Annotated in this window: 23 protein-coding genes; 7 read left to right on the top strand and 16 right to left on the bottom strand. The window is 67.8% G+C overall.

Annotated elements, in window-relative coordinates:
* Nucleotides 1-528: 528 nt before the first annotated feature.
* The 11 genes from ACM6JT_RS25790 to ACM6JT_RS25740 form a co-directional block, all read right to left on the bottom strand.
* Nucleotides 529-2,316 (bottom strand): methyl-accepting chemotaxis protein, encoded by a 1,788-nt coding sequence (locus ACM6JT_RS25790; RefSeq protein ID WP_414857557.1) that lies wholly within the window; start codon nt 2,314-2,316, stop codon nt 529-531.
* Between the two features lie 294 nt (nt 2,317-2,610).
* On the bottom strand, nt 2,611-3,540 hold the full coding sequence (gene rbsK, locus ACM6JT_RS25785; RefSeq protein WP_407971486.1) for a ribokinase: 930 nt from the start codon (nt 3,538-3,540) through the stop codon (nt 2,611-2,613).
* Nucleotides 3,537-4,568: a LacI family DNA-binding transcriptional regulator gene (locus ACM6JT_RS25780; RefSeq protein ID WP_034184120.1), complete on the bottom strand. Its 1,032-nt coding sequence runs from the start codon at nt 4,566-4,568 to the stop codon at nt 3,537-3,539. Before ACM6JT_RS25780 ends, rbsK begins: the two co-directional genes overlap by 4 nt.
* A gap of 35 nt (nt 4,569-4,603) precedes the next feature.
* A complete protein-coding gene (locus ACM6JT_RS25775; protein WP_034184119.1) occupies nt 4,604-5,623 on the bottom strand; it encodes an ABC transporter permease in 1,020 nt (339 codons plus the stop codon).
* Entirely contained in the window at nt 5,620-7,233 is a 1,614-nt protein-coding gene (locus ACM6JT_RS25770) for a sugar ABC transporter ATP-binding protein (RefSeq protein ID WP_414857556.1), read from the bottom strand. Before ACM6JT_RS25770 ends, ACM6JT_RS25775 begins: the two co-directional genes overlap by 4 nt.
* Before the next feature lie 145 nt (nt 7,234-7,378).
* Nucleotides 7,379-8,329 (bottom strand): sugar ABC transporter substrate-binding protein, encoded by a 951-nt coding sequence (locus tag ACM6JT_RS25765; protein ID WP_034184117.1) that lies wholly within the window; start codon nt 8,327-8,329, stop codon nt 7,379-7,381.
* A 587-nt stretch (nt 8,330-8,916) separates the two neighbouring features.
* Nucleotides 8,917-9,843, bottom strand: a complete 927-nt coding sequence (locus ACM6JT_RS25760; RefSeq protein ID WP_034184116.1) for a CysB family HTH-type transcriptional regulator — start codon at nt 9,841-9,843, stop codon at nt 8,917-8,919.
* A gap of 75 nt (nt 9,844-9,918) precedes the next feature.
* A complete protein-coding gene (locus tag ACM6JT_RS25755; RefSeq protein ID WP_034184115.1) occupies nt 9,919-10,977 on the bottom strand; it encodes a sulfate/molybdate ABC transporter ATP-binding protein in 1,059 nt (352 codons plus the stop codon).
* 13 nt (nt 10,978-10,990) lie between these two features.
* A complete protein-coding gene (gene cysW, locus ACM6JT_RS25750) occupies nt 10,991-11,941 on the bottom strand; it encodes a sulfate ABC transporter permease subunit CysW (RefSeq protein ID WP_034184114.1) in 951 nt (316 codons plus the stop codon).
* Nucleotides 11,938-12,843 carry a sulfate ABC transporter permease subunit CysT gene (gene cysT / locus ACM6JT_RS25745; protein WP_034184113.1) on the bottom strand — a complete coding sequence of 302 codons (906 nt, stop codon included), beginning with the start codon at nt 12,841-12,843 and terminating at the stop codon, nt 11,938-11,940. The genes cysW and cysT overlap by 4 nt, the downstream gene beginning before the upstream one ends.
* A 122-nt stretch (nt 12,844-12,965) precedes the next feature.
* Nucleotides 12,966-14,003 (bottom strand): sulfate ABC transporter substrate-binding protein, encoded by a 1,038-nt coding sequence (locus tag ACM6JT_RS25740; protein ID WP_105393108.1) that lies wholly within the window; start codon nt 14,001-14,003, stop codon nt 12,966-12,968.
* Between the two features lie 264 nt (nt 14,004-14,267).
* On the opposite strand from ACM6JT_RS25740, the gene lexA reads away from it, so the two are divergent.
* The 3 genes from lexA to ACM6JT_RS25725 are packed head-to-tail and all read left to right on the top strand — an operon-like array spanning nt 14,268 to nt 16,020.
* A complete protein-coding gene (lexA, locus tag ACM6JT_RS25735; protein ID WP_009689103.1) occupies nt 14,268-14,915 on the top strand; it encodes a transcriptional repressor LexA in 648 nt (215 codons plus the stop codon).
* A 26-nt stretch (nt 14,916-14,941) separates the two neighbouring features.
* On the top strand, nt 14,942-15,277 hold the full coding sequence (locus ACM6JT_RS25730; RefSeq protein WP_034184111.1) for a hypothetical protein: 336 nt from the start codon (nt 14,942-14,944) through the stop codon (nt 15,275-15,277).
* Nucleotides 15,278-15,306: 29 nt separating this feature from the next.
* Nucleotides 15,307-16,020 (top strand): DUF2939 domain-containing protein, encoded by a 714-nt coding sequence (locus ACM6JT_RS25725; RefSeq protein WP_243565564.1) that lies wholly within the window; start codon nt 15,307-15,309, stop codon nt 16,018-16,020.
* 87 nt (nt 16,021-16,107) lie between these two features.
* Here ACM6JT_RS25725 and ACM6JT_RS25720 read toward each other — a convergent pair whose 3' ends face one another.
* Nucleotides 16,108-16,605 carry a universal stress protein gene (locus ACM6JT_RS25720; protein WP_034184109.1) on the bottom strand — a complete coding sequence of 166 codons (498 nt, stop codon included), beginning with the start codon at nt 16,603-16,605 and terminating at the stop codon, nt 16,108-16,110.
* A gap of 332 nt (nt 16,606-16,937) precedes the next feature.
* Between ACM6JT_RS25720 and nodI the strand changes: the two genes are divergently transcribed.
* Both nodI and ACM6JT_RS25710 read left to right on the top strand, forming a co-directional pair.
* Nucleotides 16,938-17,852 (top strand): nodulation factor ABC transporter ATP-binding protein NodI, encoded by a 915-nt coding sequence (gene nodI / locus ACM6JT_RS25715; RefSeq protein ID WP_034184273.1) that lies wholly within the window; start codon nt 16,938-16,940, stop codon nt 17,850-17,852.
* Nucleotides 17,853-17,858: 6 nt separating this feature from the next.
* Complete coding sequence (locus tag ACM6JT_RS25710; protein WP_105393106.1) at nt 17,859-18,692, top strand: ABC transporter permease; 834 nt, start codon at nt 17,859-17,861, stop codon at nt 18,690-18,692.
* 37 nt (nt 18,693-18,729) lie between these two features.
* On the opposite strand, the gene ACM6JT_RS25705 is transcribed toward ACM6JT_RS25710, so the two are convergent.
* From ACM6JT_RS25705 to ACM6JT_RS25690, 4 genes are all read right to left on the bottom strand, one after another.
* Nucleotides 18,730-19,152 (bottom strand): hypothetical protein, encoded by a 423-nt coding sequence (locus ACM6JT_RS25705; protein ID WP_011351887.1) that lies wholly within the window; start codon nt 19,150-19,152, stop codon nt 18,730-18,732.
* A 101-nt stretch (nt 19,153-19,253) separates the two neighbouring features.
* Nucleotides 19,254-20,312, bottom strand: coding sequence for a permease (locus ACM6JT_RS25700; protein WP_027809855.1), 1,059 nt, complete (start codon nt 20,310-20,312; stop codon nt 19,254-19,256).
* Entirely contained in the window at nt 20,309-21,436 is a 1,128-nt protein-coding gene (gene mnmH, locus ACM6JT_RS25695; protein WP_414857555.1) for a tRNA 2-selenouridine(34) synthase MnmH, read from the bottom strand. Before mnmH ends, ACM6JT_RS25700 begins: the two co-directional genes overlap by 4 nt.
* Nucleotides 21,437-21,500: 64 nt before the next feature.
* Nucleotides 21,501-22,454, bottom strand: a complete 954-nt coding sequence (locus ACM6JT_RS25690) for a LysR family transcriptional regulator (protein WP_105393104.1) — start codon at nt 22,452-22,454, stop codon at nt 21,501-21,503.
* A gap of 164 nt (nt 22,455-22,618) precedes the next feature.
* On the opposite strand from ACM6JT_RS25690, the gene ACM6JT_RS25685 reads away from it, so the two are divergent.
* The gene (locus ACM6JT_RS25685; protein ID WP_414857554.1) at nt 22,619-24,040 is read left to right on the top strand and encodes a M20 family metallopeptidase; all 1,422 of its coding nucleotides are present in this window, start codon (nt 22,619-22,621) and stop codon (nt 24,038-24,040) included.
* Between the two features lie 35 nt (nt 24,041-24,075).
* Nucleotides 24,076-25,362, top strand: coding sequence for an MFS transporter (locus tag ACM6JT_RS25680; RefSeq protein ID WP_034184103.1), 1,287 nt, complete (start codon nt 24,076-24,078; stop codon nt 25,360-25,362).
* Nucleotides 25,363-25,417: the final 55 nt, after the last annotated feature.

Here is a 25,417-nt window from a genome sequence, read left to right as displayed (position 1 = left end):
AGACGTGCCTGCCTTCGTACGACTGCGCAGAAGCAAGCGCGTTCGAATTCATCCTAAACCCTTTCTAATTTTTTTTCACGAACTCTTCGTATGAAGTTCGTCATTCTCGACAACACCGCTTGGACAACGTATTTCGTCGTTTTACAATCGACCTCCCGAGCCGCAGAAACTGCATCCGTCGCGTCTCGTCGAACAACGAATCGTCTTGTGCGTTGGACACTTCCGACGTCGTCACGCCCCCCTTCATCCCTATACGTTCGAGCCGTCGTTTACGACGACACGCCGCGCGCACCGTTACAATTTTTTTGCCGTGCCCCTTACGGAGATACCCGTACGACGGATGCGGGAACACGACGCGCACCGTTGCGCGTATTGCGCGCATCCGGCGGCGCGGGCCGCGCGATGCATGCGACGATGCGTGACCGTTCACGCGCGCTGTCATATTTTGTCCGCCGCCGAAACGACGACGCCCGCATGTCGCGGGCGTCGTTCGTCACCAAATGGGGATAGATGCGCGGCACGCGCGAATCAGAAGGTCTCCCAGTCGTCGGCGCCGGCGCCAGCAGCGACCGGCGCCGCTGCGGGCGCTGCGGATGCAGCCACGGGCTTGCGCGCCGGCGGCGTCGCAGCCATGCGCTTCGGCGGTGCATCGCGATCGTCGCGCGCAGCAGCCTGTTGTGCCGGCGCCGGTGCCGGTACGGCAACCACCGCCGCGGGTGCACGCGACGCGTGACGCGCTGCGACCGGCGCGACGGCGCCCGTGCGTGCCGCTTCGTCGTCGAGCTGGAACACCGCCGCCGTTTCGCGCAGGCGCGCGGCCTGTTCATCGAGCGACTGCGCGGCGGCCGCGGCTTCCTCGACGAGCGCCGCATTCTGCTGCGTGACCTCGTCCATCTGCGCGACGGCGCGCGCCACCTGGTCGATCCCGCCGCTCTGCTCCTCGGACGCCGCGGCGATTTCACCCATGATGTCCGTCACGCGCTGCACCGCACCGATCACGTCGCTCATCGTGCGCCCCGCTTCGTCGACCAGCGTGGAACCCGACCGGATGCGCTCCACCGACGCATCGATCAGCGCCTTGATCTCCTTGGCCGCGGTCGACGAACGCTGGGCGAGGCTGCGCACCTCGCCCGCGACGACCGCGAAGCCGCGCCCTTCCTCGCCCGCGCGTGCGGCTTCGACGGCCGCATTCAGCGCAAGAATGTTGGTCTGGAACGCGATTCCCTCGATGATCGCGATGATGTCCGCGATCTTGGCCGAGCTGTCGTTGATCTCGCCCATCGTGCCGACCACCTGGCCGACCACCGTATTGCCCTTGTTTGCAATCTCCGACGCATTCGCGGCCAGCGCGCTTGCCTGGCGTGCATTGTCCGCGTTCTGTTTCACGGTGCCGGTCAGCTGTTCCATGCTCGATGCGGTTTCCTGCAGCGCAGCGGCCTGTTCCTCGGTGCGCGACGACAGGTCGATGTTGCCGGCCGCGATCTGGCGGGCCGCGGTCGCGATCGACTCGCTGCCGCCGCGCACGGTGCGCACCGTGTCGACGAGCCCGCGCTGCATCTTCGCGAGGCCTTCGAGAAGCTGCCCCATCTCGTCGCGCCGGTGCACGACGATCGGCCGGCGCAGGTCTCCTGCAGAAATCGCGTCGAAATGCGCGAGCGCGTCCGCGATCGGACGGCCGATCGCGCGGCTCAGCGTCAGCCACGACAGCAGCGCGGCGCCGATGCCGGCCGCGAGCGCGACGATCGACAGCACCCGCATCGTGTCGTATACCGATTGCGCATGATCGAAGCCCGCCTTCGCGGCGGTGAACTGGAAGTTGCGCAGCGCCTCGCCCGCCACCGAGAGCTCGGTGTAGTTCGCCTGGAGCTGCTTCGCGCCGTCGCCGATGCGATCGCGCTGGTCGGACCCGACGATGCTCGCGAACGCGTCGCAACTGCGTTGCAGCGCCTGCCGCTTCGCGGCGACATCCTGCGCCAGGCGATCCTCCTCCGCGTCGCGCGGCAGCGCGAGGTATTTCTGCCACCACGCGTCGGACTGCGCGCGCATCGCGCGGCTGCGCTCGATGGCCGCCGCCGAGTCGGGCGTACCGGACAGCAGCGCCGCGCGGTCGAGCGCGAGGCGCTCGCGTGCGGCGAACATTTCCGCGACCGCCACGTCGACCGCACTCGGCATCTGGTTCGTGAAAATCTCGCGCGTCGAGTCGTTCGCACGCGTCATCCCGTACAGCCCGAGCACGCCGGTTACGCCCAGCAGCACCGCCAGAAACGCCATCGTCACACCGATGCGCGCACGAATCGTCAGGTTCCTGAAGACCATCATCCTTCCTGTGTTGCGTCGTCATGAACGGGCCAGGCCCGTTGGCTCGAAGCATTGCTTCACTCACTCGGTGCATTTACGACCGCATGGCGCACAACTTGATGGTTTTGACGGTATTTTTTCGAATTATTTGTCTGTTTATTGCGGGCGACCGAATAATCAGCGCGAGATCCGGGCGACGACAAACTGGATCGGAGAAGGCTTTGCGCGATGCCGGCCGGGGCAGCAGGCAGGAGGTACGGCCGGCCGTCTCGTGCGACGGGCCGGCCGTGATGTGGAATCCGTGATCCAGCCCTATTCGGCCAGTTCCGCGAGCGTCGGAATCGACGGCTGCGCGCCCGCTCGCGTGACCGACAGCGCCGCCGCGCGTTGCGCGAAGCGGATGGCCATGTCGACGTCCGCGCCGGCTGCGATCCGCGCGGAAAAGCCGCCGATGAAGGTATCGCCGGCCGCCGTCGTGTCGACGGCCTGCACGGCCGGCGCCGGATAGTGCCGCGCGACGCCGTCGGCCGTCAGCGCGAGCACGCCGCGCGCACCGAGCGTGACCAGCACGTTGCGCGCGCCGCCGGCCTGCAGCGCACGCGCGGCGGCTTCGGCACCGGCCGGATCGCGTACCGGCAGCGCGGTCAGCGCGGCGGCCTCGACCTCGTTCGGGATCAGGTAATCGACGAGCGGCAGCCAGCCGTCCGGCAGCGGCGCGACGGCCGGGGCCGGATTGAGCACCACCGTGCGGCCGAGCCGCCGCCCGGCCGACAGCGCCGCGAACACCGCGTCGGGCGGCGTCTCGAGCTGGCAAATCAGTACGTCGGCCGACGCCAGCGCGGCTTCGTGCCGTGCGATCGTATCGGTCGTGACCTCGCCGTTGCCGCCCGCGACGATCACGATCGCGTTCTGGCTCGCATCGTCGACGACGATCAGCGCGACGCCGGTCGACGCCGACGCGCTCGTCGCGAGCCCCGTGCAGTCGATGCCCTCGGCTTCGAGGCCGGCGCGCAGTGCCGCGCCGTGCGCATCCGCGCCGACGCAGCCGATCATCGCGACCTGCGCGCCGAGCCGGGCGGCGGCAACGGCCTGGTTGCCGCCCTTGCCGCCCGCCGCCTGCGCGAACGCGTGCCCGGCGAGCGTTTCGCCCGGCAGCGGCAGCCGCGGCGCACGCACGACGAGATCCATGTTCAGGCTGCCGACCACCGTCACGCGGCCGGCACCCGCGGCGTGCGTCGTCATGCGCGACCGCCCGATGCGGCCGGTTCGCGGTAGATCGCCGTCGATTCGCGCAGCACGAGGCGCGGCGACACGACGCGACGGCGGCTCGGCACGGCCGTCGAGCCGCCGCCGATCCGCTCGATCAGCGTCTGTGCGGCCATTTCGCCGAGCGCGCGCACCGACTGGCCGACCGTCGACAACGCCGGATACGTGTAGCGGGAAAATTCGATGTCGTCGAAACCGATGATCGAGCAGTCGTCGGGCACGCGCAGCCCGCGCTCGGCCGCCGCGCGCAGCGCGCCGACGCCCATCAGGTCGTTGCCCGCGAAGATCGCGCTCGGCCGCACCGATTCGAACAGCCGCGACGCCGCGTGATAACCGCCGAGGCACGAGAAATCGCTTTCCGCGATCGCGCCCGGCACGATGTCGACCCCGCGCTCGGCCATCGCGCGGATGAAGCCGTGCACGCGCATCGCGCTGACGGCCGTGTCGGTCGGCCCGGTGATGCAGCCGATCTTCGCGTGCCCGAGTTCGAGCAGGTGGCGCGTCGCCAGGTACGCGCCGCGTTCGTGGTCGATCTGCACGAGATCGGCCGCGAGCCCCTCGATGTTGCGGTCGACGACGACGAGCGGCGCATGCGTGTCCGCGAGCGTCTGCGCCAGCACCGCATCCTCGCCCGCCGATGCGACGATCAGCCCGTCGATGCGCTTTTCCTGCAGCACGCGCAGGTAGTTGCGCTGCTTCACGGGATCGTCGTCCGAGTTGCAGAAGAACACGCAATAGCCGTTGGCCGCGCACTGATCCTCGATGCCGCGCGCAAGCTCCGCGAAGTACGGATTCGTGCTGTTCGGCACGACGAGGCCGATGGTCGCCGTCGCCCGCGCCTTCAGCGAGCGCGCCACGGCCGATGGCACGTAGTTCAGCTCGCGGATTGCGCCCTCGACCTTCGCACGCACATCCGCGGACACCGGCCGCGAATTGTTCACCACGTGCGAGACGGTCGTAAACGACACGCCCGCCATGGCCGCCACATCCTTGATCGTCGCCATTTCCCGTTTCTCTCTGGTCTGTTCTGTCTGTCTTTCTATCGCGCGCGTGCACGCCGGCTGCGATAGGTATCGAGCACGACCGCCACCACGATCACCGCGCCAGTGATGATCCGTTTCGTCGGCTCGTTCGCGCCGATCTGCGCCAGCCCCGCGGCCAGCACGGAGATGATCAACACGCCGAAAAACGTGCTGATCACCGAGCCGCGCCCGCCCATCAGGCTCGTGCCGCCGATCACGACAGCCGCGATCACCTGCAGTTCGAGGCCCACGCCCGCGTTCGGATCGGCCGCCTCGAGCCGCGAAATCTGGAACAGCGATGCGAGCCCCGCGAGCGCGCCCATCAATGCGAATACGAGGATTTTATACGGCCTCGGGTTAACCCCGGCAAGTCGGACGGCTTCCTCGTTCGTGCCGATCCCGACGAGATAGCGTCCGAACACGGTGCGCGTGAGCACGAACTGGGCTGCGATCATCACCGCGACCGCGATCAGGAATGCCGGCGAGATGCCGAGCGCGATCGGGTTCGACAGGAAATCGAACGCGTCGCCGATATAGGCCGTGCGCGAATTCGTCAGCTGATAGGCGAGGCCCCGCGCGGCCTCCAGCACGCCGAGCGACACGATGAACGACGGGATCCGCCAGCCGACCGTGACCGCGCCCGTCAGCGCGCCCGTGACGGTTGCGACCGCGATCCCGATCAGCGCGGCCGGCAGCGGCCCCCACTGCCATTTCAGCGCGGCGACGCTGACCATCGACGCGGCGAGCGCAAGCACCGAGCCGACCGACAGGTCGATCCCGGCGATGATCAGCACGAAGGTCATCCCGACCGACATCACGACGAGATCGGGAATCTGGTTCGCGATCGTGCTGAACGTGTCGTAGGTCAGGAAATGCGAACTCAGCGCCGAAAACAGCGCGATCATCGCGGCCAGCGCGCCGGCGAGCCCGAGATAGTTCGACAGGCCGAGCCGCGTGCCGGACAGCGTGCGCGCGCGGCGCCCCGTCACGTCCTGCTGCGCGCCTGCGTCGGTCGGGGATACGGGAGGCTGGGTCATTGCTGTCGTCCTGTCGTCGAAGTGCCGGGAGCGGCGCCCTGCGCCGGCCCCGCGTCCGGATGCTGCGCGCCGCCCGGCGGCGTCTCGCGGCCGAAGCCGGCGAACGCCGCGGCCAGCAGCGCATCCTGGGTCCAGTTGCCGCGCTCGAACACGGCGGTCATGCGCCCGGCCGACATCACGCCGATCCGGTCGCAGATCAGCATCAGCTCGCGCAGGTCGCTCGACACGACGACGAGCGCGCGGCCTTCGCGCGCGAGCGCGCCCATCAAAGTGTAGATCTCGAATTTGGCACCGACGTCGATCCCGCGCGTCGGCTCGTCGAACAGCAGCACGCCCATGTCGCGCGCGAGCCAGCGGCCGATCACGACCTTCTGCTGGTTGCCGCCCGACAGTTCGCCGACCGCCTGCGCCGCACCGTGCGTGCGGATCCGCAGCGCGTCGATCTGCCGCTCGGCGAGCGCCGTTTCGCGCGCGGTGTCGACGATGCCGCCGCGCGCGAGCCGGTCGAGCTGGCCGAGCGACACGTTCGCGGTGACCGACTGCGACAGCAGCAGCCCTTCACCCTTGCGATCCTCGGTAATCAGTGCGATGCCATGCTTCACCGCATCGACCGGCGAACCGATCCGCGCCGGCTTCAGCGGCTGGCCGACCGCGATCATCCCGGCATCGGGCGTATCGGCGCCGTAGATCAGCCGCAACAATTCGGTGCGCCCCGCGCCGATCAGCCCCGAAATGCCGAAGATCTCGCCCGCGCGCACCTCGAGCGACACGTCCCGCACGGCCGACCCGCGCGTGAGGCCCGACACGACAAGCCGCGGCGCGCCGATATGGCGTTCGCCGAGATCGATGTGCTCGCCGACCTCGCGCCCGACCATCAGCGTGACGAGCCGGTCGGACGTCGTCGCCGCCATGTCGCCCGCATGCACGAGCCGGCCGTCGCGCAGCACCGCGACACGCTCGGCGACGCGCGCGAGTTCCTCGAGCCGATGCGAGATGTAGACGATCGCGACGCCGCGCGCCTTCAGCCGGTCGATCTGCTCGAACAGCAGCGCGACTTCACGTGCGGTCAGCATCGCGGTGGGCTCGTCGAGGATCAGCACGCGGCAGTCGCCGATCAGGTTGCGCGCGATTTCGACCATCTGTTGATGGCCGATGCCGAGCGCGCCGACGGGCGTATCGGGATCGACCATGTCGAGCCCGACCTGCGCCATCGCGGCGCGCGCGTCGTCGCGCAGCCGCGCGCGGTCGATGATCCCGAAGCGCCGCGGCAGGCGGTTCAGGAACAGGTTTTCGGCAACCGTCAGCGTCGGCAGCAGGTTCAGCTCCTGCATCACCATGCGCACGCCGAGCGCCTCGGCCTGCGTGCGGCTCGCCGGCGCATACGCCTGGCCGCCGAGCTGCATCGTGCCGGCGGTCGGTTCGACGAGCCCGCCGATGATCTTCGACAGCGTGCTCTTGCCGGCGCCGTTCTCGCCCGTCAACGCGAGCGCCTGGCCCGCCGCGAGCGTCAGCGTGACGTCGGCGAGCACGGGTTCGGCATAGGTCTTGCCGATGCCGGAGACGGACAGCACCGGGGCGGCTGAACGGGAGGGTTGGAAGGTCGGTTCCATCGCGATCCTGGTTGCGGCCGCGCGCACGCGGCGCGCGGGTGTGACGCTCACTAGTGCATGGGCATGCAGTGGCCGTGATCGCGCTCACACCGGATAACGGCCGCCGCGCCCGATTCTTGAGGGCGGCGGCCGCACCGGCGCGGCGTCACTTCGTCACGAGATCCACCGGCGTCTCGACCACGCCGGACATGTCGGCCTGCTTACGATGCTCGGCGATCGCCTTGAGTGCCGTGTCGATGCCGAACACGGCCTGCTTCGCCGCGTACTGATCGGCGGTCGCGAGCACGCGGCCGTCCTTCAGCATCGGCTTGATCGCGTTGATGTTGTCGTAGCCGACCACGGCCACCTTGCCCTGCTTGCCGGCCGCGCGCACGGCCGACACGGCGCCGATCGCCATGTTGTCGTTGCCGCACAGCAGCGCCTTCAGGTTCGGGTATTCGTTGAGCATCGCGGCGGCCACCGCATTGCCCTTGTCGATCTCCCATTCGCCGGACTGCACCGACACGACCTTCATCCCGCCCGCCTTCATCGCGTCCTCGAAGCCGGCCGTGCGCTGCTGCGCATTGGTCGTCGTCGACACGCCTTCGACGATGCCGACCTGGTCGCCCGCCTTCAGCTTCTTCGCGAGGTAGTCGCCGATCTTGCGCGCGCCCTTGCGGTTGTCGGGGCCGACGAACGGCACGTTCAGGTTCTTCGACTTCAGTACGTCGGGATCGAGCCGGTTGTCGATGTTCACGACGATGACACCCGCGTCGACGGCCTTCTTCACGACCGGCACGAGCGCCTTCGAATCGGCCGGCGCGAGCACGATCGCGTCGACCTTCGACACGATCATCTGCTCGACGATGCGGATCTGGTTCGCGGTGTCGGTCTCGTCCTTGATGCCATTGGTGATCAGGTCGAACTGATTCGCGTTGTGTTTCTGGTATTCCTTCGCGCCGGTTTCCATGGTCAGGAAGAACTCGTTGGCGAGCGACTTCATCACGAGCGCGACCTTCGGCTTGGCCGCAGATTGCGCGTGGACGGCCGGGGCGGCGGCGACCGCGACGGCGGCGAGCGCGGCGGTCAGGAAGCGACGGCGAAAGCGGACATTCATACACATCTCCTGGCGACTGGCCCGAAGGGCCGGACTGTTGTTTTAATGTAAGCAAACGTTTGCGCCACACTACCCGGACAATGGCCATCGATGCTGCTGTCGGTACCACGGAATGGAAGCGAGGCAGACGGCCGACTGCCTGGCGCGTGCTGTTGTTTACGCGCCGCCGCCGGCTGGAAGCCGGCGGAGTGAAGGCTATGCTGTACCGATTCGCTTCGGCGCGCAACCTGTCTGATCAATATTTAAGGGTTTTTTCGGAGTGCGCGATCGTGCGTCGCGACGCGCAAAAACCACACTTGCGCAGGCCGCCGCGCGTCACGCAGGGTCCTGCGGCACCGGCTCATCTTCATCGGCCGATCGCGGCTCGCCGAAGCGGTTCGCATGCGGCGTGCCGGCGATGAAGCCGTTCATCGCGAACTACGCGATCGCGCCGACGATCGGCACGAAGAGCAGCATCCACACCACGACTTGTCGATGTCGTGCAGCCGCTTCACGGTGACGGCACGTTCGCCGCTGCGCATCGCCTCCGGCGAGCGCATGCCGCGCCGCCCGGGGCAACCGCCCGGACGGCGCGCGAAGCGCTGCCGTCAGACGGCTTCGCGCAACATCCCCGCGATTTCCGCTTCGTTCAGGTGCGGCGCGAACATCTCGATCAGCCGGTACGCATACGCGCGCAGGAACGCGCCCTTGCGCAGCCCGACCCGCGTCGTGCTCGCCTCGAACAGGTGCTGCGTATCGAGCGCGACGAGGCCCGTGTCGCGCTGCGGATCGTAAGCCATCGCCGCGACGACGCCGATCCCCATCCCGAGCTCGACATAGGTCTTGATCACGTCCGCGTCGATCGCGGTCAGCACGACGTCGGGCACGGCGCCTGCCTGCGCAAACGCCTGGTCGATGTGCGAGCGGCCCGTGAAATCCTGGTCGTACGTGATGATCGGGTACTCGGCGATTTCGTCGAGCGTCAGGTTCTCGCGGCCGACGAGCGGATGGCCCTTCGGCACGACGACCGTGTGGTGCCACGAATAGCACGGGAACGTGACGATGTCCGGATAGCGGTCGAGCGCCTCGGTCGAGATGCCGAGATCGGCCTCGCCGTTCAGGATCATCTGCGCGATCTGCTGCGGGCTGCCCTGACGCAGCGCGAGATGCACCTTCGGGAACACGTCGGTGAACTGCCGGATCACCTTCGGCAGCGCGTAGCGCGCCTGCGTGTGCGTGGTCGCGACGACGAGGTGGCCGCTGTCCTGGTCCGCGAACTGGCGTGCGACGCGGCGCAGGTTCTCGGCGTCGAGCAGCATCCGCTCGATCAACTGGTGCACGGCCTTGCCCGGCTCCGTGAGGCCCGTCAGCCGCTTGCCGCGCCGAATGAAGATGTCGACGCCCAGCTCATCCTCGAGATCCTTGATCTGTTTCGACACGCCCGACTGCGACGTGTACAGCACGTTCGCGACTTCCGTCAGGTTCATGTTCTGGCGCACCGCTTCGCGCACGAACCGCAATTGCTGAAAATTCATGGGTATGCCTCTTAGGCTGTCGTTGTTTGATTGTCGAATCGGAGCGAATTCCGCCCCCTGCCCTGCATTCTCGCCTCAACGCGCGGGAAACACGCGCACCGCGCGCGGCACGGCCGTCGCACCGTCGCCGACCTGCAGCGAGAGCGCACGCCATGCATCGCGATCGAGTTCCGCCTCGAGTGCGCCGCCCGCGCGCGCCTCGAGCTCGACACGCACCGAGCCGCCCAGCGGGATCACGCGGCGCACGTCCACGGCGATGCCGTCCCGGTGCCCTTCTCCTGCCGGCCAAAGCTGCAGGTCGTGCGGCCGCACGTATGCGTTCGCGGGGCCCGCGAAGTCGGCGTCCACCTCGATCGGTGCAGCGGCGCCCTCGGCGACGAAGCCGCGCCCGGCGACCGTGCCCGGCAGCCGGTTCGCCGCGCCGAGGAACTCGTACACGAACGCGCTCCGCGGATGGTCGTAGACGTCCTGCGGGCTGCCGACCTGCTCGACGTGGCCGCGGTTCAGCACGACGATTCGATCGGCCACCTCCAGCGCCTCCTCCTGGTCGTGCGTGACGAAGATCGTCGAGATGTGCAGGTCGTCGTGCAGACGGCGCAGCCAGCCGCGCAGCTCCTTGCGGACCTTCGCGTCGAGCGCGCCGAACGGTTCGTCGAGCAGCAGCACCTTCGGCTCGACCGCGAGCGCACGGGCCAGCGCGATGCGCTGGCGCTGGCCGCCCGACAGCTCGGACGGATAGCGCTGCGCGAGCCAGTCGAGCTGCACGAGCTTCAGCAGCTCGTGCACCTTGTCGCGAATCGCGGCTTCCGACGGCCGCTCGCGGCGCGGCTTCACGCGCAACCCGAACGCGACGTTCTCGAACACCGTCATGTGGCGGAACAGCGCGTAATGCTGGAACACGAAACCGACCTGACGGTCGCGCGCGCCGACCGACGCGACGTCGAGCCCCTGCAGTACGACCTGGCCGGCGTCCGCGTGCTCGAGGCCCGCGATCACGCGCAGCAGCGTGGTCTTGCCGCAGCCGGACGGCCCGAGCAGCGCGACCAGCTCGCCGGGCGGGAAGTCGAGCGATACGTTGTCGAGCGCCGTGAAATCGCCGAAGCGCTTCTGAAGGTTACTGACGGTGATACCCATTCTGGTTGCCTCTTTACGATTTCGACGAAACGGCGGCGACAGGGCCGGCATGTGCGGGAACGGCGTCGCGCGCGCCGGCCAGTTCGGCGGCGAGATGACGCTCGGCGAGCAGCTTCAGCGCGAGCGTGACGAGCGCGAGCAGCGCCAGCACCGACGCCACCGCGAACGCCGCCGCGAAGTTGTATTCGTTGTACAGAATCTCGACGTGCAGCGGCATCGTGTCGGTCACGCCGCGGATGTGGCCCGACACGACCGACACCGCGCCGAATTCGCCCATCGCGCGCGCGTTGCACAGGATCACGCCGTACAGCAGGCCCCACCGCACGTTCGGCAGCGTCACGCGGCGAAAGATCTGCCAGCCCGACGCGCCGAGCACGCGCGCGGCTTCTTCCTCGTCGGTGCCCTGCGCCTGCATCAGCGGAATCAGCTCGCGCGCGACGAACGGGAACGTGACGAAGATCGTCGCGAGCACGATGCCCGGCACCGCGAAGATGATCTGCACGTCGTGATCCTGCAGCCACGGCCCGAGCCAGCCCTGCGCGCCGAACAGCAGCACGTACACGAGGCCCGAGATCACCGGCGACACGGAGAACGGCAGGTCGATCAGCGTCGTCAGCAGCGCCTTGCCGCGGAATTCGAACTTCGCGATCGCCCACGATGCGCACACGCCGAACACGAGGTTCAGCGGCACCGCGATCGCGGCGACGATCAGCGTCAGCTTGATCGCCGCCCATGCGTCGGGATCGGCCAGCGATTCGAGATAGAAGCCGACGCCCTTTCTCAGCGCCTCGACGAACACCGCGGCGAGCGGCACGACGAGGAAGAACGCGAGGAATACCAGCGCGATGCCCGTGAGCAGCCAGCGCACGACGCGCGACTCGCTGACGGGGTCGAGCCGTTTCGCGGCGCGCCCTTGCGCGGCCGACGGCGAGGTTTTCAGCACGACGGTGGCCTCCTGGCTCATTGCTGGCCTCCTGCTGCGGTTGCGGTGACGGTTGCGGTGACAATCGCGGGCGCGGGGCCGCTTGCGCCCTTGCTCGTGCGGCGCTGCAGATACCATTGCAGCGTGTTGATCAGCAGCAGCATCAGGAACGACACGACCAGCATCACGACCGCGAGCGCGGTCGCGCCCGCGTAGTCGTATTGCTCGAGCTTCGTGATGATGAGCAGCGACGTGATCTCGGATTTCATCGGCACGTTGCCGGCGATGAAGATCACCGACCCGTATTCGCCGAGCGCGCGCGCGAACGACAGCGCGAAACCGGTCAGGAGCGCCGGCAGCACGGCCGGCAGCACGACGCGGCGGAACGTCAGCCAGCGCGACGCGCCGAGGCACGCGGCGGCCTCTTCCTGCTCGCGCTCGAAATCCTCGAGCACCGGCTGCACGGTGCGCACGACGAACGGCAGCCCGATGAAGGTCAGCGCGACCAGCACGCCGGCCGGCGTGAACGCGATCTTGATGCCGAGCGGCGCGAGATACTGGCCGACCCAGCCGTTGGTCGCGTAAACGGCCGCAAGCGAGATGCCGGCGACCGACGTCGGCAGCGCGAACGGCAGGTCGACGATCGCATCGACGAGGCGCTTGAACGGGAACGTGTAGCGCACGAGCACCCACGCGACGAGGAAGCCGAACACGGCGTTGATCAGCGCGCCGCCGAGCGCGGCCGAGAACGTCAGCCGGTACGACGCGAGCACGCGCGGCGACGTGACGGCGGTGACGAACTGGTCCCACGACAGCGTCGCGGTCTTCAGGAACGTGGCGGCGAGCGGAATCAGCACCACGAGGCTCAAATAGGCCACCGTGATGCCTAGCGTCACGCCGAAACCGGGCAGCGCGCTCGGCTTGCGAAAGGTGTACGTCGTCATCGGATGCTCTTGCTGGGTCGATGCTGCTCATGGGCCCGACGCAAACGCCGGCGCGATGAATTGCGCCGGCGGCCCGTCGGGGATGCGGCGCGCTGTCGTGGCGCGCCGCTGTCGTTATGGCGTTACTGCGGCTTGTAGATCGAGTCGAACACGCCGCCATCCGCGAAATGCGTCTTCTGCGCATTCGTCCAGCCGCCGAACGTGTCGTCGACCGTGTACAGCTTCAGCTTCGGGAACTGCTTCGTCAGTTCCGCCGGCACGTTCTTCGAACGCGGCCGGTAGTAGTTGCGCGCCGCGATCTCCTGGCCCTGCGGGCTGTACAGGAAGTTCAGGTACGCGTCGGCCAGCTTGCGCGTGCCCTTCTTGTCGACCACCTTGTCGACCACCGCGACGGGCGGCTCGGCCAGGATGCTCACCGACGGCACGACGATCTCGAACTTGTCGGTACCGAATTCCTTGACCGACAGGAATGCCTCGTTTTCCCATGCGATCAGCACGTCGCCGATTCCGCGCTGCACGAAGCTCGTGGTCGCGCCGCGCGCGCCCGAATCGAGCACGCCCGCGTTCTTGTAGAGCTTCGTGACGAACTCCTTCGCCGTCTGCTCGTTGCCGCCCGGCTTGTGCACCGCATACGCCCACGCGGCCAGGTAGTTCCAGCGCGCACCGCCCGACGTCTTCGGGTTCGGCGTGACGATCGAGATGCCCGGCTTGGTCAGGTCGTCCCAGTCCTTGATCCCCTTCGGATTGCCCTTGCGCACGAGGAACACGATCGTCGACGTGTACGGCGACGCGTTGTCGGGCAGGCGTTTCTGCCAGTCCTTGTTGACGAGCCCCTTGTTCGCGAGCGCGTCGATGTCGTACGCGAGCGCCAGCGTGACGACGTCGGCCTGCAGGCCGTCGAGCACCGAGCGCGCCTGCGCGCCCGAGCCGCCGTGCGACTGCTTGAAGTTGACCGTCTCGCCCGTCTTCGCCTTCCACTCCTTGCCGAACGCCTGGTTGAAGTCCTGATACAGCTCGCGCGTCGGGTCGTACGACACGTTCAGGAAGGTCGTATCGGCCTGGGCATGCGTCGCGACGCCCAGCGCCGCCGCCGCGCCCAGCGCGAGTGTTGCGATCAGGCGGCCCGCTCCGCCCACCAGCCCCGTATTGCGCTTCGCCATCCTTGGTTCTCCAGTGTTGTCGGTATTGCGATGTCGGGCCAGTCTAGCGAACGGCTTACATGATTAAAAATAATCGTTCCTCATTTTTTAATACTCAAAAGTGCTAACGCATACGGGATGGACGGTTGCGGCAGATGAACCGGCGTCCGGACGTCGCGAAATCGCGCCGGAACCGGCGCGATCGCGTCGAACTTCAAGTAACGCTTGAAATTCGCGAAGTACTGTATAAAAATACAGCTCACTGTCTATCCATACAGTTGAGCCATGACCAAACTCACCGCCCGTCAGCAGCAAGTGTTCGACTTGATCCGTCGCGCGATCGAGCGCTCCGGATTCCCGCCCACCCGTGCCGAAATCGCGGCCGAACTGGGCTTCAGCTCGCCGAATGCGGCCGAGGAGCACCTGCGCGCACTGGCGCGCAAGGGCGTGATCGAGCTGGCCGCCGGCGCATCGCGCGGCATCCGCCTGCTCGGCATCGACGACGCGCCGCACCAGTTCACGCTGCCGCATGCCGGCCTGATGCAACTGTCGCTGCCGCTCGTCGGCCGCGTCGCGGCCGGTAGCCCGATCCTCGCGCAGGAGCACATCTCGCAGCATTACGCGTGCGATCCCGCACTGTTCTCCAGCAAGCCCGACTACCTGCTGAAGGTGCGCGGCCTGTCGATGCGCGACGCCGGCATTCTCGACGGCGACCTCCTCGCCGTTCAGAAGCGCACGGAAGCGAAGGACGGCCAGATCATCGTCGCGCGTCTCGGCGACGACGTCACGGTCAAGCGCCTGATGCGCCGGCCGGGCGGCCTCGAGCTGATCGCGGAGAACCCGGATTACGAAAACATCTTCGTCAAGGCCGGCAGCGCGGAATTCGCGCTGGAAGGCATCGCCGTCGGGTTGATCCGATCAGGCGAACTCTGACATTCCGTCTCGCTGAGGAGAACATCATGGAACGCCTTGCCCGTCTGCTGCCTTTCCGTCAATTCGGTCGCCTGCGTCATCTGCGCGGCCGCACGCCTTGCGCACCGCTGTCCGCAGCAGCGCCTGTGAAAGAAGAAGTCGCAGTCGAACGGCAGGCGTCCCTGCTGCCGTCGGCGCTCCCCGCTTTCGCGCGGGTATCGCTGAACGCCGGCCTGAATCATGCAGAGCCCGCGCGCCGCGCGCCGGTGCGCGTCTATCACGGCCGGTCGCGGCTGATCATGGTCGGTACGATCGATGCCGTGTGCCGGATGATCGATCGCTGCATCGCGGAGGAACGATCGGCCGCGCAAGGCGGTCTCTGATTGCGGAACATTCCCGCACCGGAGGCAACGTGACTGGATCTTCGGGCCGCACATGGCGGCTCAAGCCCCTGCTGATCGTCGTGCTGGCCGTCGCCGTCATTGCGGCGATCGGTTATGCATACGCATCGCCATACGTCGCGCTCGGTCGCCTGAAATCGGCGATCGATTCGCGCGATGCGCAGGCCATCAGTGAATATGTCGATTTTCCGTCGCTGCGCATCAGCCTGAAGCAGCAGGTCACGGAAGAGTTGATGCGCCGGATCGACGCGGTGAAGAAGGAGAATCCGTTCGCGGTGATCGGTGCGCTGATCGGGTCCGCACTGATCGGCCCGCTGGTCGATGCGTACGCGACCCCGGAAGGCGTGGCCGCGCTGATGAGCGGATTGCCGCCACGCGGCAATCCGGGCGAGCGTCCGCCCGAATGGTCGAATCTGCCGCAAGGCAATGCATCGGCCGACACGTCGGCCGCACCGCCGGCCAATCCGGCTCCGGCGAGCGCAGCCGTTCCGGCCAGCAACGCAGCCGCGGCAGCATCATCGCCGGCACCAGTTGCTGCCGCACCGGCCAGCGCGAACGATGTAACACACACGCCGCATCAGCAGCAAACCAGCGCCGGCTACCGGAATGTCGATGAATTCGTCGTGACCTACCAGCGCAGCGCCGATGGCACGCGCTATGCGGCGGTATTCCACCGCTTCGGGCTGTTTTCGTGGAAGTTGTCCGCGATCGACCTGCATGCGTAACCGGTCGCGCGCGACGCCCGCGCCGCGGATGCGGTGCGGCGCCTGACCGGCGCGAATCGCCGATCAGGCCGTCATTGCGTCATCGGATCATTTGCCGCTCGCCGTGGCCGCTTCACGCTCGCGCGCGATTTCGGCCTTCTGCTCCTCCGCCGACGAGCACGCAACCAGAATGCTGCAGTTCACGCGATCGAGCAGTTGCGTATTGCCCGACCCCATCCACCATCTCGATAGCCCGCTGCGGCACCGGTGGCCGACGACGACGAGGTCGACCTTCAGCTCCGACGCGAGATTCGCGATTTCGTCGATCGGATAGCCGAACGCGAAATGGCCTTCGGCCTGCACGCCGCGCTCGCGCAGCCAGTTCACGCCTTCCTGCAGGATTTCGCGCGCGGTTTCCTCGAAGCGGCCGCACGCGACGTCGGTCAGCAGACCCGCGCTTTGCGCAATGCTCGAACGCATGTCGACGACCGACAGCAAGTGCGTTTCAGCCTTCAGGTCCATTGCGAGATTGGCGCCGCAACGCAGTGCCTTGCGCCCTTCGAGCGAGCCGTCGTAACACAGCAAAATCTTGTTGTAGCTAGCCATGAAACCTCCCTATCGCGACAACGAGCCTACGCATTCATCATGGTGCGCCGCAATTCAGGACGCAAGGGATGGAAAACGCTGATTCGCCCCGCTCGGCGCGTGCGCGATGATGCAGTGCACGATCGGTGCGCACATGCATCGCGCCGTGCAGGCCTGCCCTGAAGAGACGCAGCCGATGCACTAGAATGGCTCGTTCGCATTCCAGCAGGCCATAACGTGCCGGCGTCGCGCGCTTCGGTCATGCCCCCTGTGACCCGCATTCGTCCGATCCGTTCGCCAACCGGCCACGCATCGGGCGGCGGAACGCACCCGCTTACAACGACAACATGCCCATGTCCGTCGCACCGATCGATCTCCGCAACGTCGAAAAGCGCTATGGCGACAAACTCGTCGTCAACGGCCTGTCCTTCAACGTACAGGCCGGCGAATGCTACGGCCTGCTCGGGCCGAACGGCGCCGGCAAGACCACCACGCTGAAGATGCTGCTCGGCCTCGCGTATCCCGATGCGGGCACCATTTCGCTGTGCGGCGAACCGGTTCCATCGCGAGCACGGCATGCGCGCCGGCGCGTCGGCGTCGTCCCGCAGTTCGACAATCTCGACCCCGACTTCACCGTGCGCGAGAACCTGCTCGTGTTCAGCCGCTATTTCGGGATGTCGGCTCACGCTGCGCGCGCGCTCGTGCAGCCGCTGCTCGAATTCGCGAAGCTCGAGAACAAGGCCGACGCGAAGGTCGGCGAGCTGTCGGGCGGCATGAAGCGCCGCCTCACGCTCGCCCGCGCGCTCGTCAACGATCCCGACGTGCTGGTGCTCGACGAGCCGACGACGGGCCTCGATCCGCAGGCGCGGCACCTGATGTGGGAGCGGCTGCGTTCGCTGCTCGCGCGCGGCAAGACGATTCTGATCACCACGCATTTCATGGAAGAAGCCGAACGTCTGTGCGACCGCCTGTGCGTGATCGAGGAAGGCCGGAAGATCGCCGAAGGCGCGCCGCACGCGCTGATCGAATCGGAGATCGGCTGCGACGTGATCGAAATCTACGGGCCCGACCCGGCCGCGCTGCGCGACGAGTTGTCGGCGTTCGCGAAGCGTACCGAGATCAGCGGCGAAACGCTGTTCTGCTACGTGAGCGACCCGGAGCCGCTTCGTGCACGGATCAAGGGTCGTACGGGGTTGCGCTATCTGCATCGCCCGGCCAATCTGGAGGATGTGTTCCTGCGGCTCACGGGCCGCGAAATGCAGGACTGATCGACCATGGACGTCCGCAACTATTCCACCACCGCACCTTCGGCGCCGCCGCGCGAGTCACGCTTCGCGATCGCGATGCCGGCGAACGCAACCAACTGGGTCGCCGTATGGCGGCGCAACTATCTCGTCTGGCGCAAGCTCGCGCTCGCGTCGATGTTCGGCAATCTTGCCGATCCGATGATCTATCTGTTCGGGCTCGGTTTCGGGCTCGGCCTGATGCTCGGCCATGTCGACGGTGTGTCGTATATCGCGTTCCTCGCGGCCGGCACGGCCGGGTCGAGCGTGATGATGTCCGCGAGCTTCGAATCGATGTATTCGGGCTTCTCGCGAATGCACGTGCAGCGCACCTGGGAAGCGATCATGCATACGCCGCTCGCGCTCGGCGACATCGTGCTGGGCGAGATCGTCTGGGGAGCCAGCAAGGCCATGCTGTCGGGGGCCGCGATCATGCTCGTCGCGGGTGCGCTCGGCTATGCGCAGTTTCCGTCGATGCTCGCGGCGCTGCCCGTGATCGCGCTCGCGGGCCTCGCGTTTGCCAGCGTCGCGATGATCGTCACGGCGCTCGCGCCGTCCTACGATTTCTTCATGTTCTATCAGACGCTCGTGCTGACGCCGATGCTGCTGCTGTCGGGCGTGTTCTTCCCGATCACACAGCTGCCGCCGGTCGCGCAGCACGCCGCGCATGCGCTGCCGCTCGCGAACGCGGTCGAGCTGATCCGGCCCGCGATGCTCGGCCGGCCCGCGACGGACGTCGCGTTGCACGTTGCGGTGCTCGCCGGCTATGCGGTCGGCGGATTCCTGCTGTCCGCGTGGCTGTTCCGGCGGCGGATGATGCGCTGACGGCCGGCGCGCGCGGCGCCGGCTTCATGCGACGACGTTACTCGTCGTCGTCACTCCACGGAATCTCGACGTCGGTCAGGAACGCGACGGTCGCGAGCGGGCCGCCTTCCTGGCGGCCGAGCTTGCCGTCCGCGCGATGCCATTCGACGCGGAACTGCGTGCCCGGATCGTCGGCGACCAGGTAGACCGAGCGCAGTTCTTCCTTGTCGGCTTCGTCCACCGGGCCGTCGAACGACACCAGCATCTTCTGCGGCCACAGGCCGTTGACGGGATCGTAAATGCGGTCGCCCTGCGGAATGTCGATACTGGCATCGACGCCGATCGTTGCTGAGGCCTCGATGATCATCGTGCCGAGTGCGTTCAGCACGGCAGTTGCCCGCGCGGAATTGGCCTGGCGGATCGCGAGATCGCCGCGCGTCAGCGCCTTTTCGAGTCGAGGATGAATCTTCGGTTGGGTCATGCGTTTTCCTGTTTGCTTCTTGTAAAGGGCGCCGCACGCGTGAAGCCGCGGCGCCGGATGAATACGACGATCGCGCCCGCCCGGCGCGCCGCTCTCGCGCGTCAGAACCCGAACGCGATCGCGAGCAAGCCGCTCACGATCCCGAACACGACGACGAGGGTCGCGACGATCGCCAGCATGTAGGGCTTGAACGAACGCGCGAGCATCGCGAGCGACGGCACGCTGATCGGCGGCAGCGTCATCAGCAGCGCGGCGGCCGGGCCGACGCCCATGCCGAGCGACAGCATCGCCTGGATGATCGGCACCTCGCCCGCCGTCGGGATCACGAACAGCATGCCCGCGACCGCGAACGCGACGATCCAGCCGAGATGATTGCCGATGTCCGGGCCGATATGCGGAAACAGCCATGCGCGCGCGGCGCCGAGCAGCAGCACGAGCACGATGTATTCGGGCACGAGTCGCACGGCCATGCGGGCAAGCAGCTTCATCCAGCGGACGAACGGATTGCCGGCCGCCGCCTGTTCGGCCGCCAGCGCGGCGAGCTGCGCATCGTCGATGCTGCGGTCTTCAGGGCGAGCAATGCGGTTCAGCAGATAGCCGATCCCGAACACCATTGCAATGCCGAGCACGAGGCGCAGCGCGCTCCAGTGCCAGCCGAGCACGAAGCCCATGAAGACCAGCGCCGCCGGGTTCAGCACCGTGTTGCCGAGCCAGAACGCGACCGCGCCGCCCGGCGACGCATGGCGCGCACGCAGCCCCGCGACAACCGGCGCCGCACAGCACGTGCACATCATCCCGGGCAGCGACAGCAGGCCGCCCGCGGCGACGCTGCCGAAGCCCGTGCGGCCGAGCACGCGCGCGACCCAGTGCGCGGGCAGCAGCGCCTGCACGGCCGAACCGAGCAGCAGGCCCAGTACCATCGCCTGCCAGATTGCCTTGCCGTACGCCCACGCGTAGTCGAGCGCGGCCTTCAGCGACGGCTCGGGTGCGGCCGCCGACGTGCCCATCAGGATCGACTGGCCGATCGAATGGTGCTCGGCGGCAACGAACGCCTTGTTGTAGTACGGGAACCATTTCACATAGAACAGTCCCGCGACCGCGATCAGCAGGAAAGTCATCCAGCCGAGGGCCGGATTGGGTTGGGTGCGTGTGGTCGTCATCGTGTAGTCGTCGATTGGTTTTTATCGGTTTCGGATTTCGCGCCTGCCGCAAGCGCGGCCGACGCGGGCAGCCCGGCCTGCGCGAGTTGGGCCAGCAGCGCGCTTGCCTGATCGCGCGCGTCGGCCGCGTTGGGCCGGAAAGTGAAGGTCAGCGCCCGGTTCGGCTTGCCGTATGCCGTGCGGTAGGTGCGCGCATAAGCGGGATCGTAATGCTTGTCGATCAGCAAGGTGAACAGTTCGGCCCGCGCGTTCGCATCGATCAGCGCGTTCCAGTGCGCGACCTCTTCGCGGCTGTGCAGGCCGATCAGCCGATGGAGCTGCGCCTTGAACGCGGCCGGTTCGTCGAACAGGTGGCCGTAATCGTCGAGCAGGAACGCGATGCGCTCGTCGTGCGCCGCTTCGACCTGCACCCACGGCCCCGCGTGAAACGCGTCGATCAGCGCGATCGGCAACTGCACGAGCCCGATCTTGCGGCTTTCCGATTCGACGAACACCGGCCATTCGGGGTCGAAACGTCCGAGCGTTTCGACGAGCCCCGAATCGAACCCCTTCTGCGCCGGCTGCGGCGTGCCCGGCAGTGCGCCGAGCAGCGAGCCGCGATGGCACGCGAGCGCCTCGAGATCGAGCGTCTGCGCCCCCGCGTCGCGCAGCGCGTTCAAAAGGCGCGTCTTGCCGCAGCCCGTGTGGCCGACGAGCGCGATATAGCGAAAGCGCGTCGGCAGCGTGTCGAGCGTCGCGCATACCGAGCGGCGATACGCCTTGTAGCCGCCGTCGAGCTGGCGCGCCTGCCAGCCGATCAGGTTGAACCAGGCCGTCATCGAGCCCGAGCGCTTGCCGCCGCGCCAGCAGTAGATCAGCGGCCGCCAGTTGCGCGGACGGTCGGCGAACGTCGCGTCGAGATGGCGCGCGATGTTGCGCGCGACCATCGCCGCGCCGACGCGGGTCGCCTCGTACGGCGACACCTGACGGTACATCGTGCCGACGAGCACGCGCTCTTCGTTGCTGAGCACGGGCGCGTTCAGCGCGCCGGGAATATGGTCCTCGGCGAACTCGAGCGGTGTGCGCACGTCGATGATCTCGTCGAACTCGCCGGCGCGATCGAGGGTGACAATCAGGTTCTTCAATTTGGCGTCGAACAGGGGCGATGCGGCTCGGTGAGCCGCATGGGCGCGGAAGGCGGATTGACGATTATCTCACGGGCCGGCGTCTCGGGCCGCGCGCGGCGGCCGGCGGCGACGATGCGACCTGCATCGCGTCGATCAGATGGTCGCGGAACGCCCGGACCGACGCGGGCAGATCGCGCCCCGCCATCGTCTGCACCTGGATGCTGCGCTCGCGAAGCTGCGGGTTCGTCACGGGCACGACGACGAACCCGTCCGCATCGAAGCGGTCGCGCACCGACAGCAGCCCCGTGAACATCACCGCACCCGTGCGCCGCGCATAGCCGTACATCGCCGCGGTGTTGTTGCTCGTCAGTTCGGGCTCGAGCAGCAGCCCGTCGAGCGCGCACGCGATGTCGATCAACTGGCGCACCGTCGTGCCGGCCTCGGGCAGCACGTGCGGATGCCGCGCGACATCGGCGAGCGACACCGCGGCGCGCGCCGCGAGCGGATGGTCATGCCGCACCAGCGCGAAGATCGGCGCGCGCTCGGTGTGCTCGACGCGCACGCCTTTCTCCGGCGCGAGGCTGAAGGTCAGCGCGACGTCCACGTCGCCGTCGCGCACACGCCGCGTCGCGTCCGCCGGCGACACGACCCACACGGAGAAATCGACGCCCGGGTGGCGCGCCTTGAAGCTCGCGAGCGCGCCGGGCAGGAAATCGATCGCGAACCCCTCCGAACACGCGATCTTCAGCAGGCTGCCGTGCAGCGCGTCGAGCCCGCCAATGTCCTTCATCACATGCTCGGCCTCCAGCAGGCTGCGCTGCGCGAAGGCCAGCAGCCGCTCGCCGGCCTCCGACAACGCCATCCCGCGCGGCCGGCGCTCGAACAGCGGCGCGCCGAGCTCGCTTTCGAGCTTCGCGATCTGGCGGCTGATCGCCGACACGGCCACGTGCAGCCGCGCGGATGCGTCGCTGATCGAGCCGGTGCGCGCCACCTCGACGAAATACCGCAGCGCCAGGCCATGCAGGAAAGCCGCCATCGTTCTGTCTCCGCGCCGTTCCCGGCCGCGCTGCTTTGCCTTTTCGGCAAAGAAAGGTTCGAAATTCGATCATTGTGACAAAAAAAACGGCTTCCTAGAATCGATCGCACTTCACGCTGCACGCGCGATCCGCGCACGCCGCCAGCCCGACAGAGGAGCCCGACTTGAGCCGTACCGCCGCCATCCAGCACGCGCTGAACCAGTTCGAATCCGGTGCGTTCTTCACGACCCTGAGCCGCCGCGTCGGCCTGCGCACCGAAAGCCAGGAAAGCGGCACCGGTGCCGCGCTGCGCGCGTACCTGACCGACGAGATCGCGCCCGAGGCCGCCCGCCTCGGATTCACGTCGCGGATCGTCGACAATCCCGTCGACGGCGGCGGCCCGTTCCTGCTCGCGTCACGCCACGAGGACGACGCGCTGCCGACCGTGCTGATCTACGGTCACGGCGACGTCGTGCGCGGCTATGACGCGCAGTGGCGCGCGCCGCTGTCGCCGTGGACGCTGACGGCCGACGGCGACCGCTGGTATGGCCGCGGCAGCGCCGACAACAAGGGCCAGCACACGATCAACCTGGCCGCGCTGGCGAGCGTGCTCGACGCGCGCGGCGGCCGGCTCGGCTTCAATGCGAAGCTGCTGATCGAGATGGGCGAGGAAACGGGGTCGCCGGGCCTCGACGCGCTGTGCCGCCAGGAGCGCGACGCGCTCGCGGCCGACGTGTTGATCGCGTCCGACGGCCCGCGTATCGCCGCCGCGCGCCCGACCGTGTTCCTCGGCTCGCGCGGCTCGGTCAACTTCAGGCTGAGCCTGCGCGCGCGCGACGGCGCGCACCACTCCGGCAACTGGGGCGGGCTGCTGCGCAATCCGGCGATCGTGCTCGCGCATGCGCTCGCGAGCCTCGTCGACGCGCGCGGCGCGATTCGCGTCGCGGGGCTGCGCCCACCGCCGATCCCGGCCGTCGTGCGCGACACGCTCGCCGACCTTTCCGTCGGCGGCGGCCCCGGCGATCCGGCGCTCGACGCCAACTGGGGCGAGCCCGGCCTGTCCGCGGCCGAGCGCGTGTTCGGCTGGAACACGTTCGAGATCCTCGCGTTCAAGGCCGGCAACCCCGAGCACCCCGTCAATGCGATCCCGCCCGCCGCGTATGCGCACTGCCAGCTGCGCTTCGTCGTCGGCACCGACTGGCAAGCGCTGCATGCGCACCTGCGCGCGCACCTCGATGCGCACGGTTTCGGCGACATCGAGATCGACATCGAGCGCGGCGCACCGGCGACGCGCGTGCCGCCGGACGATCCGTGGGTCCGCTGGGCCGTCGCGTCGCTGGCGCGGACCACCGGCAAGAAGCCCGCGATCCTGCCGAATCTCGGCGGCACGCTGCCGAACGAAGTGTTCGCCGACACGCTCGGGCTGCCGACGCTGTGGGTGCCGCACTCGTACCCGGCGTGCTCGCAGCATGCGCCCGACGAGCACCTGCTCGCGAGCGTCGTCAGCGAGGGGCTGCAGATGATGGCCGGCCTCTTCTGGGATCTCGGCGACGACGCGCCGCCCGTTCGCCGCGCGGCGCCCGCCGCGGCCGGCGCCACCCTGTAACGCGCTTCGCCCCTTTCTCGGGACCTGCACACACGATGAATACGACCACCCTGACCTCGCAGGAAGCCGCCCGCCCCAGCGCCGCGAAGATCCGGCGCATCATCTTCGCGGCGTCGATCGGCAACGCACTCGAATGGTTCGACCTGATCGTCTACGGCTTCTTCGCGGTGACGATCGCCAAGCTGTTCTTCCCCGCGACGAGCGAAGCGACCTCGCTGATGCTGACGCTCGGCACGTTCGGGCTGTCCTACCTGATCCGGCCGATCGGCGGCTTCGTGCTCGGCGCGTACGCGGACCGCGCGGGCCGCAAGGCGTCGCTGCTGCTGTCGATCGCGATGATGATGGCCGGTACGCTGCTGATCGCGCTGATGCCGACCTACGCATCGATCGGCATTCTCGCGCCGCTCGGGATCATGCTGTCGCGGCTGATGCAGGGCTTTTCCGCGGGCGGCGAATTCGCGAGTTCGACCGCGTTCCTCGTCGAGCACTCACCGCAGCGGCGCGGTTTCATGTCGAGCTGGCAGTTCGCGAGCCAGGGCCTCGCGACGCTGCTCGCATCGGGCTTCGGCGCACTGCTGACGTCCACGCTGACAACCGCGCAACTCGAAAGCTGGGGCTGGCGCGTGCCGTTCCTGTTCGGTCTCGCGATCGGCCCGGTCGGGCTGTACATCCGCCGCTACGTCGACGAAGGCGTCGAGTTCAAGACGCAGGCACGCTCCGAAGCGCCGGTGCGCGAACTGTTCGCGGACCAGAAGTTGCGGCTGCTGTTGTCGATCGGCGCGCTGGTGATCTCGACCGCGATCAACTACATGGTGCTGTACATGCCGACCTATGCGATCAAGCAGCTCGGGCTGCCCGCATCGACGGGCTTCGCGGCGACGCTCGCGACCGGCTTCGTGCTGACGCTCGTCACGCCGGTCGTCGGCCATCTGTCCGATCGCACCGGGCGGATCCGCATGATGGCGGTCGCGGCCGTCCTGATGCTGGTCACCGTGTGGCCGACGTTCGCATGGCTCACGCGTCACGCGTCGTTCGCGACGATGCTCGCCGCACTGGTCTGGATCGGTGCGATGAAAGCGATGTACTGCGGCGCGCTGCCGGCGCTGATGGCCGAGCTGTTTCCGTCGCAGACGCGCGCGACGGGCCTCGCGGTCAGCTACAACACGGGCGTCACGCTGTTCGGCGGCTTCGCGCCGTTCGTCATCACCTGGCTGATCAGCACGACCGGCAACCGGCTGTCGCCGGCGTTCTACCTGATGGGCTGCGCACTGCTGAGCCTTGCCGCGCTGTTCGTCGCGCGCACGCGGCTCAAGATGCGGTAACGCAACCGACGACGGCGCGCCGATGCGGCCCGTCGCGGCATCGCTGCCGCGCGGG

Source organism: Burkholderia sp. IT-111MI5 (assembly GCF_949752865.1).
GTDB lineage: Bacteria > Pseudomonadota > Gammaproteobacteria > Burkholderiales > Burkholderiaceae > Burkholderia > Burkholderia pyrrocinia_C.
The sequence above is the reverse complement of the archived record's forward strand: the minus strand, read 5'-3'. Positions and strand labels throughout refer to the sequence as shown.

Excerpts from the sequence above, each read along its gene's own strand:
- ACM6JT_RS25790 (WP_414857557.1), bottom strand. The coding sequence starts at position 2,316 with ATGGTCTTCAGGAACCTGACGATTCGTGCGCGCATCGGTGTGACGATG.
- rbsK (WP_407971486.1), bottom strand. The coding sequence starts at position 3,540 with ATGACGACGCACGCCGCGGGTGCCGGCCGCGTGACGGTGGTCGGCAGC.
- ACM6JT_RS25780 (WP_034184120.1), bottom strand. The coding sequence starts at position 4,568 with ATGGCGACGATCAAGGATGTGGCGGCCATGGCGGGCGTGTCGTTTACG.
- ACM6JT_RS25775 (WP_034184119.1), bottom strand. The coding sequence starts at position 5,623 with ATGACCCAGCCTCCCGTATCCCCGACCGACGCAGGCGCGCAGCAGGAC.
- ACM6JT_RS25770 (WP_414857556.1), bottom strand. The coding sequence starts at position 7,233 with ATGGAACCGACCTTCCAACCCTCCCGTTCAGCCGCCCCGGTGCTGTCC.
- ACM6JT_RS25765 (WP_034184117.1), bottom strand. The coding sequence starts at position 8,329 with ATGAATGTCCGCTTTCGCCGTCGCTTCCTGACCGCCGCGCTCGCCGCC.
- ACM6JT_RS25760 (WP_034184116.1), bottom strand. The coding sequence starts at position 9,843 with ATGAATTTTCAGCAATTGCGGTTCGTGCGCGAAGCGGTGCGCCAGAAC.
- ACM6JT_RS25755 (WP_034184115.1), bottom strand. The coding sequence starts at position 10,977 with ATGGGTATCACCGTCAGTAACCTTCAGAAGCGCTTCGGCGATTTCACG.
- cysW (WP_034184114.1), bottom strand. The coding sequence starts at position 11,941 with ATGAGCCAGGAGGCCACCGTCGTGCTGAAAACCTCGCCGTCGGCCGCG.
- cysT (WP_034184113.1), bottom strand. The coding sequence starts at position 12,843 with ATGACGACGTACACCTTTCGCAAGCCGAGCGCGCTGCCCGGTTTCGGC.
- ACM6JT_RS25740 (WP_105393108.1), bottom strand. The coding sequence starts at position 14,003 with ATGGCGAAGCGCAATACGGGGCTGGTGGGCGGAGCGGGCCGCCTGATC.
- lexA (WP_009689103.1), top strand. The coding sequence starts at position 14,268 with ATGACCAAACTCACCGCCCGTCAGCAGCAAGTGTTCGACTTGATCCGT.
- ACM6JT_RS25730 (WP_034184111.1), top strand. The coding sequence starts at position 14,942 with ATGGAACGCCTTGCCCGTCTGCTGCCTTTCCGTCAATTCGGTCGCCTG.
- ACM6JT_RS25720 (WP_034184109.1), bottom strand. The coding sequence starts at position 16,605 with ATGGCTAGCTACAACAAGATTTTGCTGTGTTACGACGGCTCGCTCGAA.
- nodI (WP_034184273.1), top strand. The coding sequence starts at position 16,938 with ATGTCCGTCGCACCGATCGATCTCCGCAACGTCGAAAAGCGCTATGGC.
- ACM6JT_RS25710 (WP_105393106.1), top strand. The coding sequence starts at position 17,859 with ATGGACGTCCGCAACTATTCCACCACCGCACCTTCGGCGCCGCCGCGC.
- ACM6JT_RS25705 (WP_011351887.1), bottom strand. The coding sequence starts at position 19,152 with ATGACCCAACCGAAGATTCATCCTCGACTCGAAAAGGCGCTGACGCGC.
- ACM6JT_RS25700 (WP_027809855.1), bottom strand. The coding sequence starts at position 20,312 with ATGACGACCACACGCACCCAACCCAATCCGGCCCTCGGCTGGATGACT.
- ACM6JT_RS25690 (WP_105393104.1), bottom strand. The coding sequence starts at position 22,454 with ATGGCGGCTTTCCTGCATGGCCTGGCGCTGCGGTATTTCGTCGAGGTG.
- ACM6JT_RS25680 (WP_034184103.1), top strand. The coding sequence starts at position 24,076 with ATGAATACGACCACCCTGACCTCGCAGGAAGCCGCCCGCCCCAGCGCC.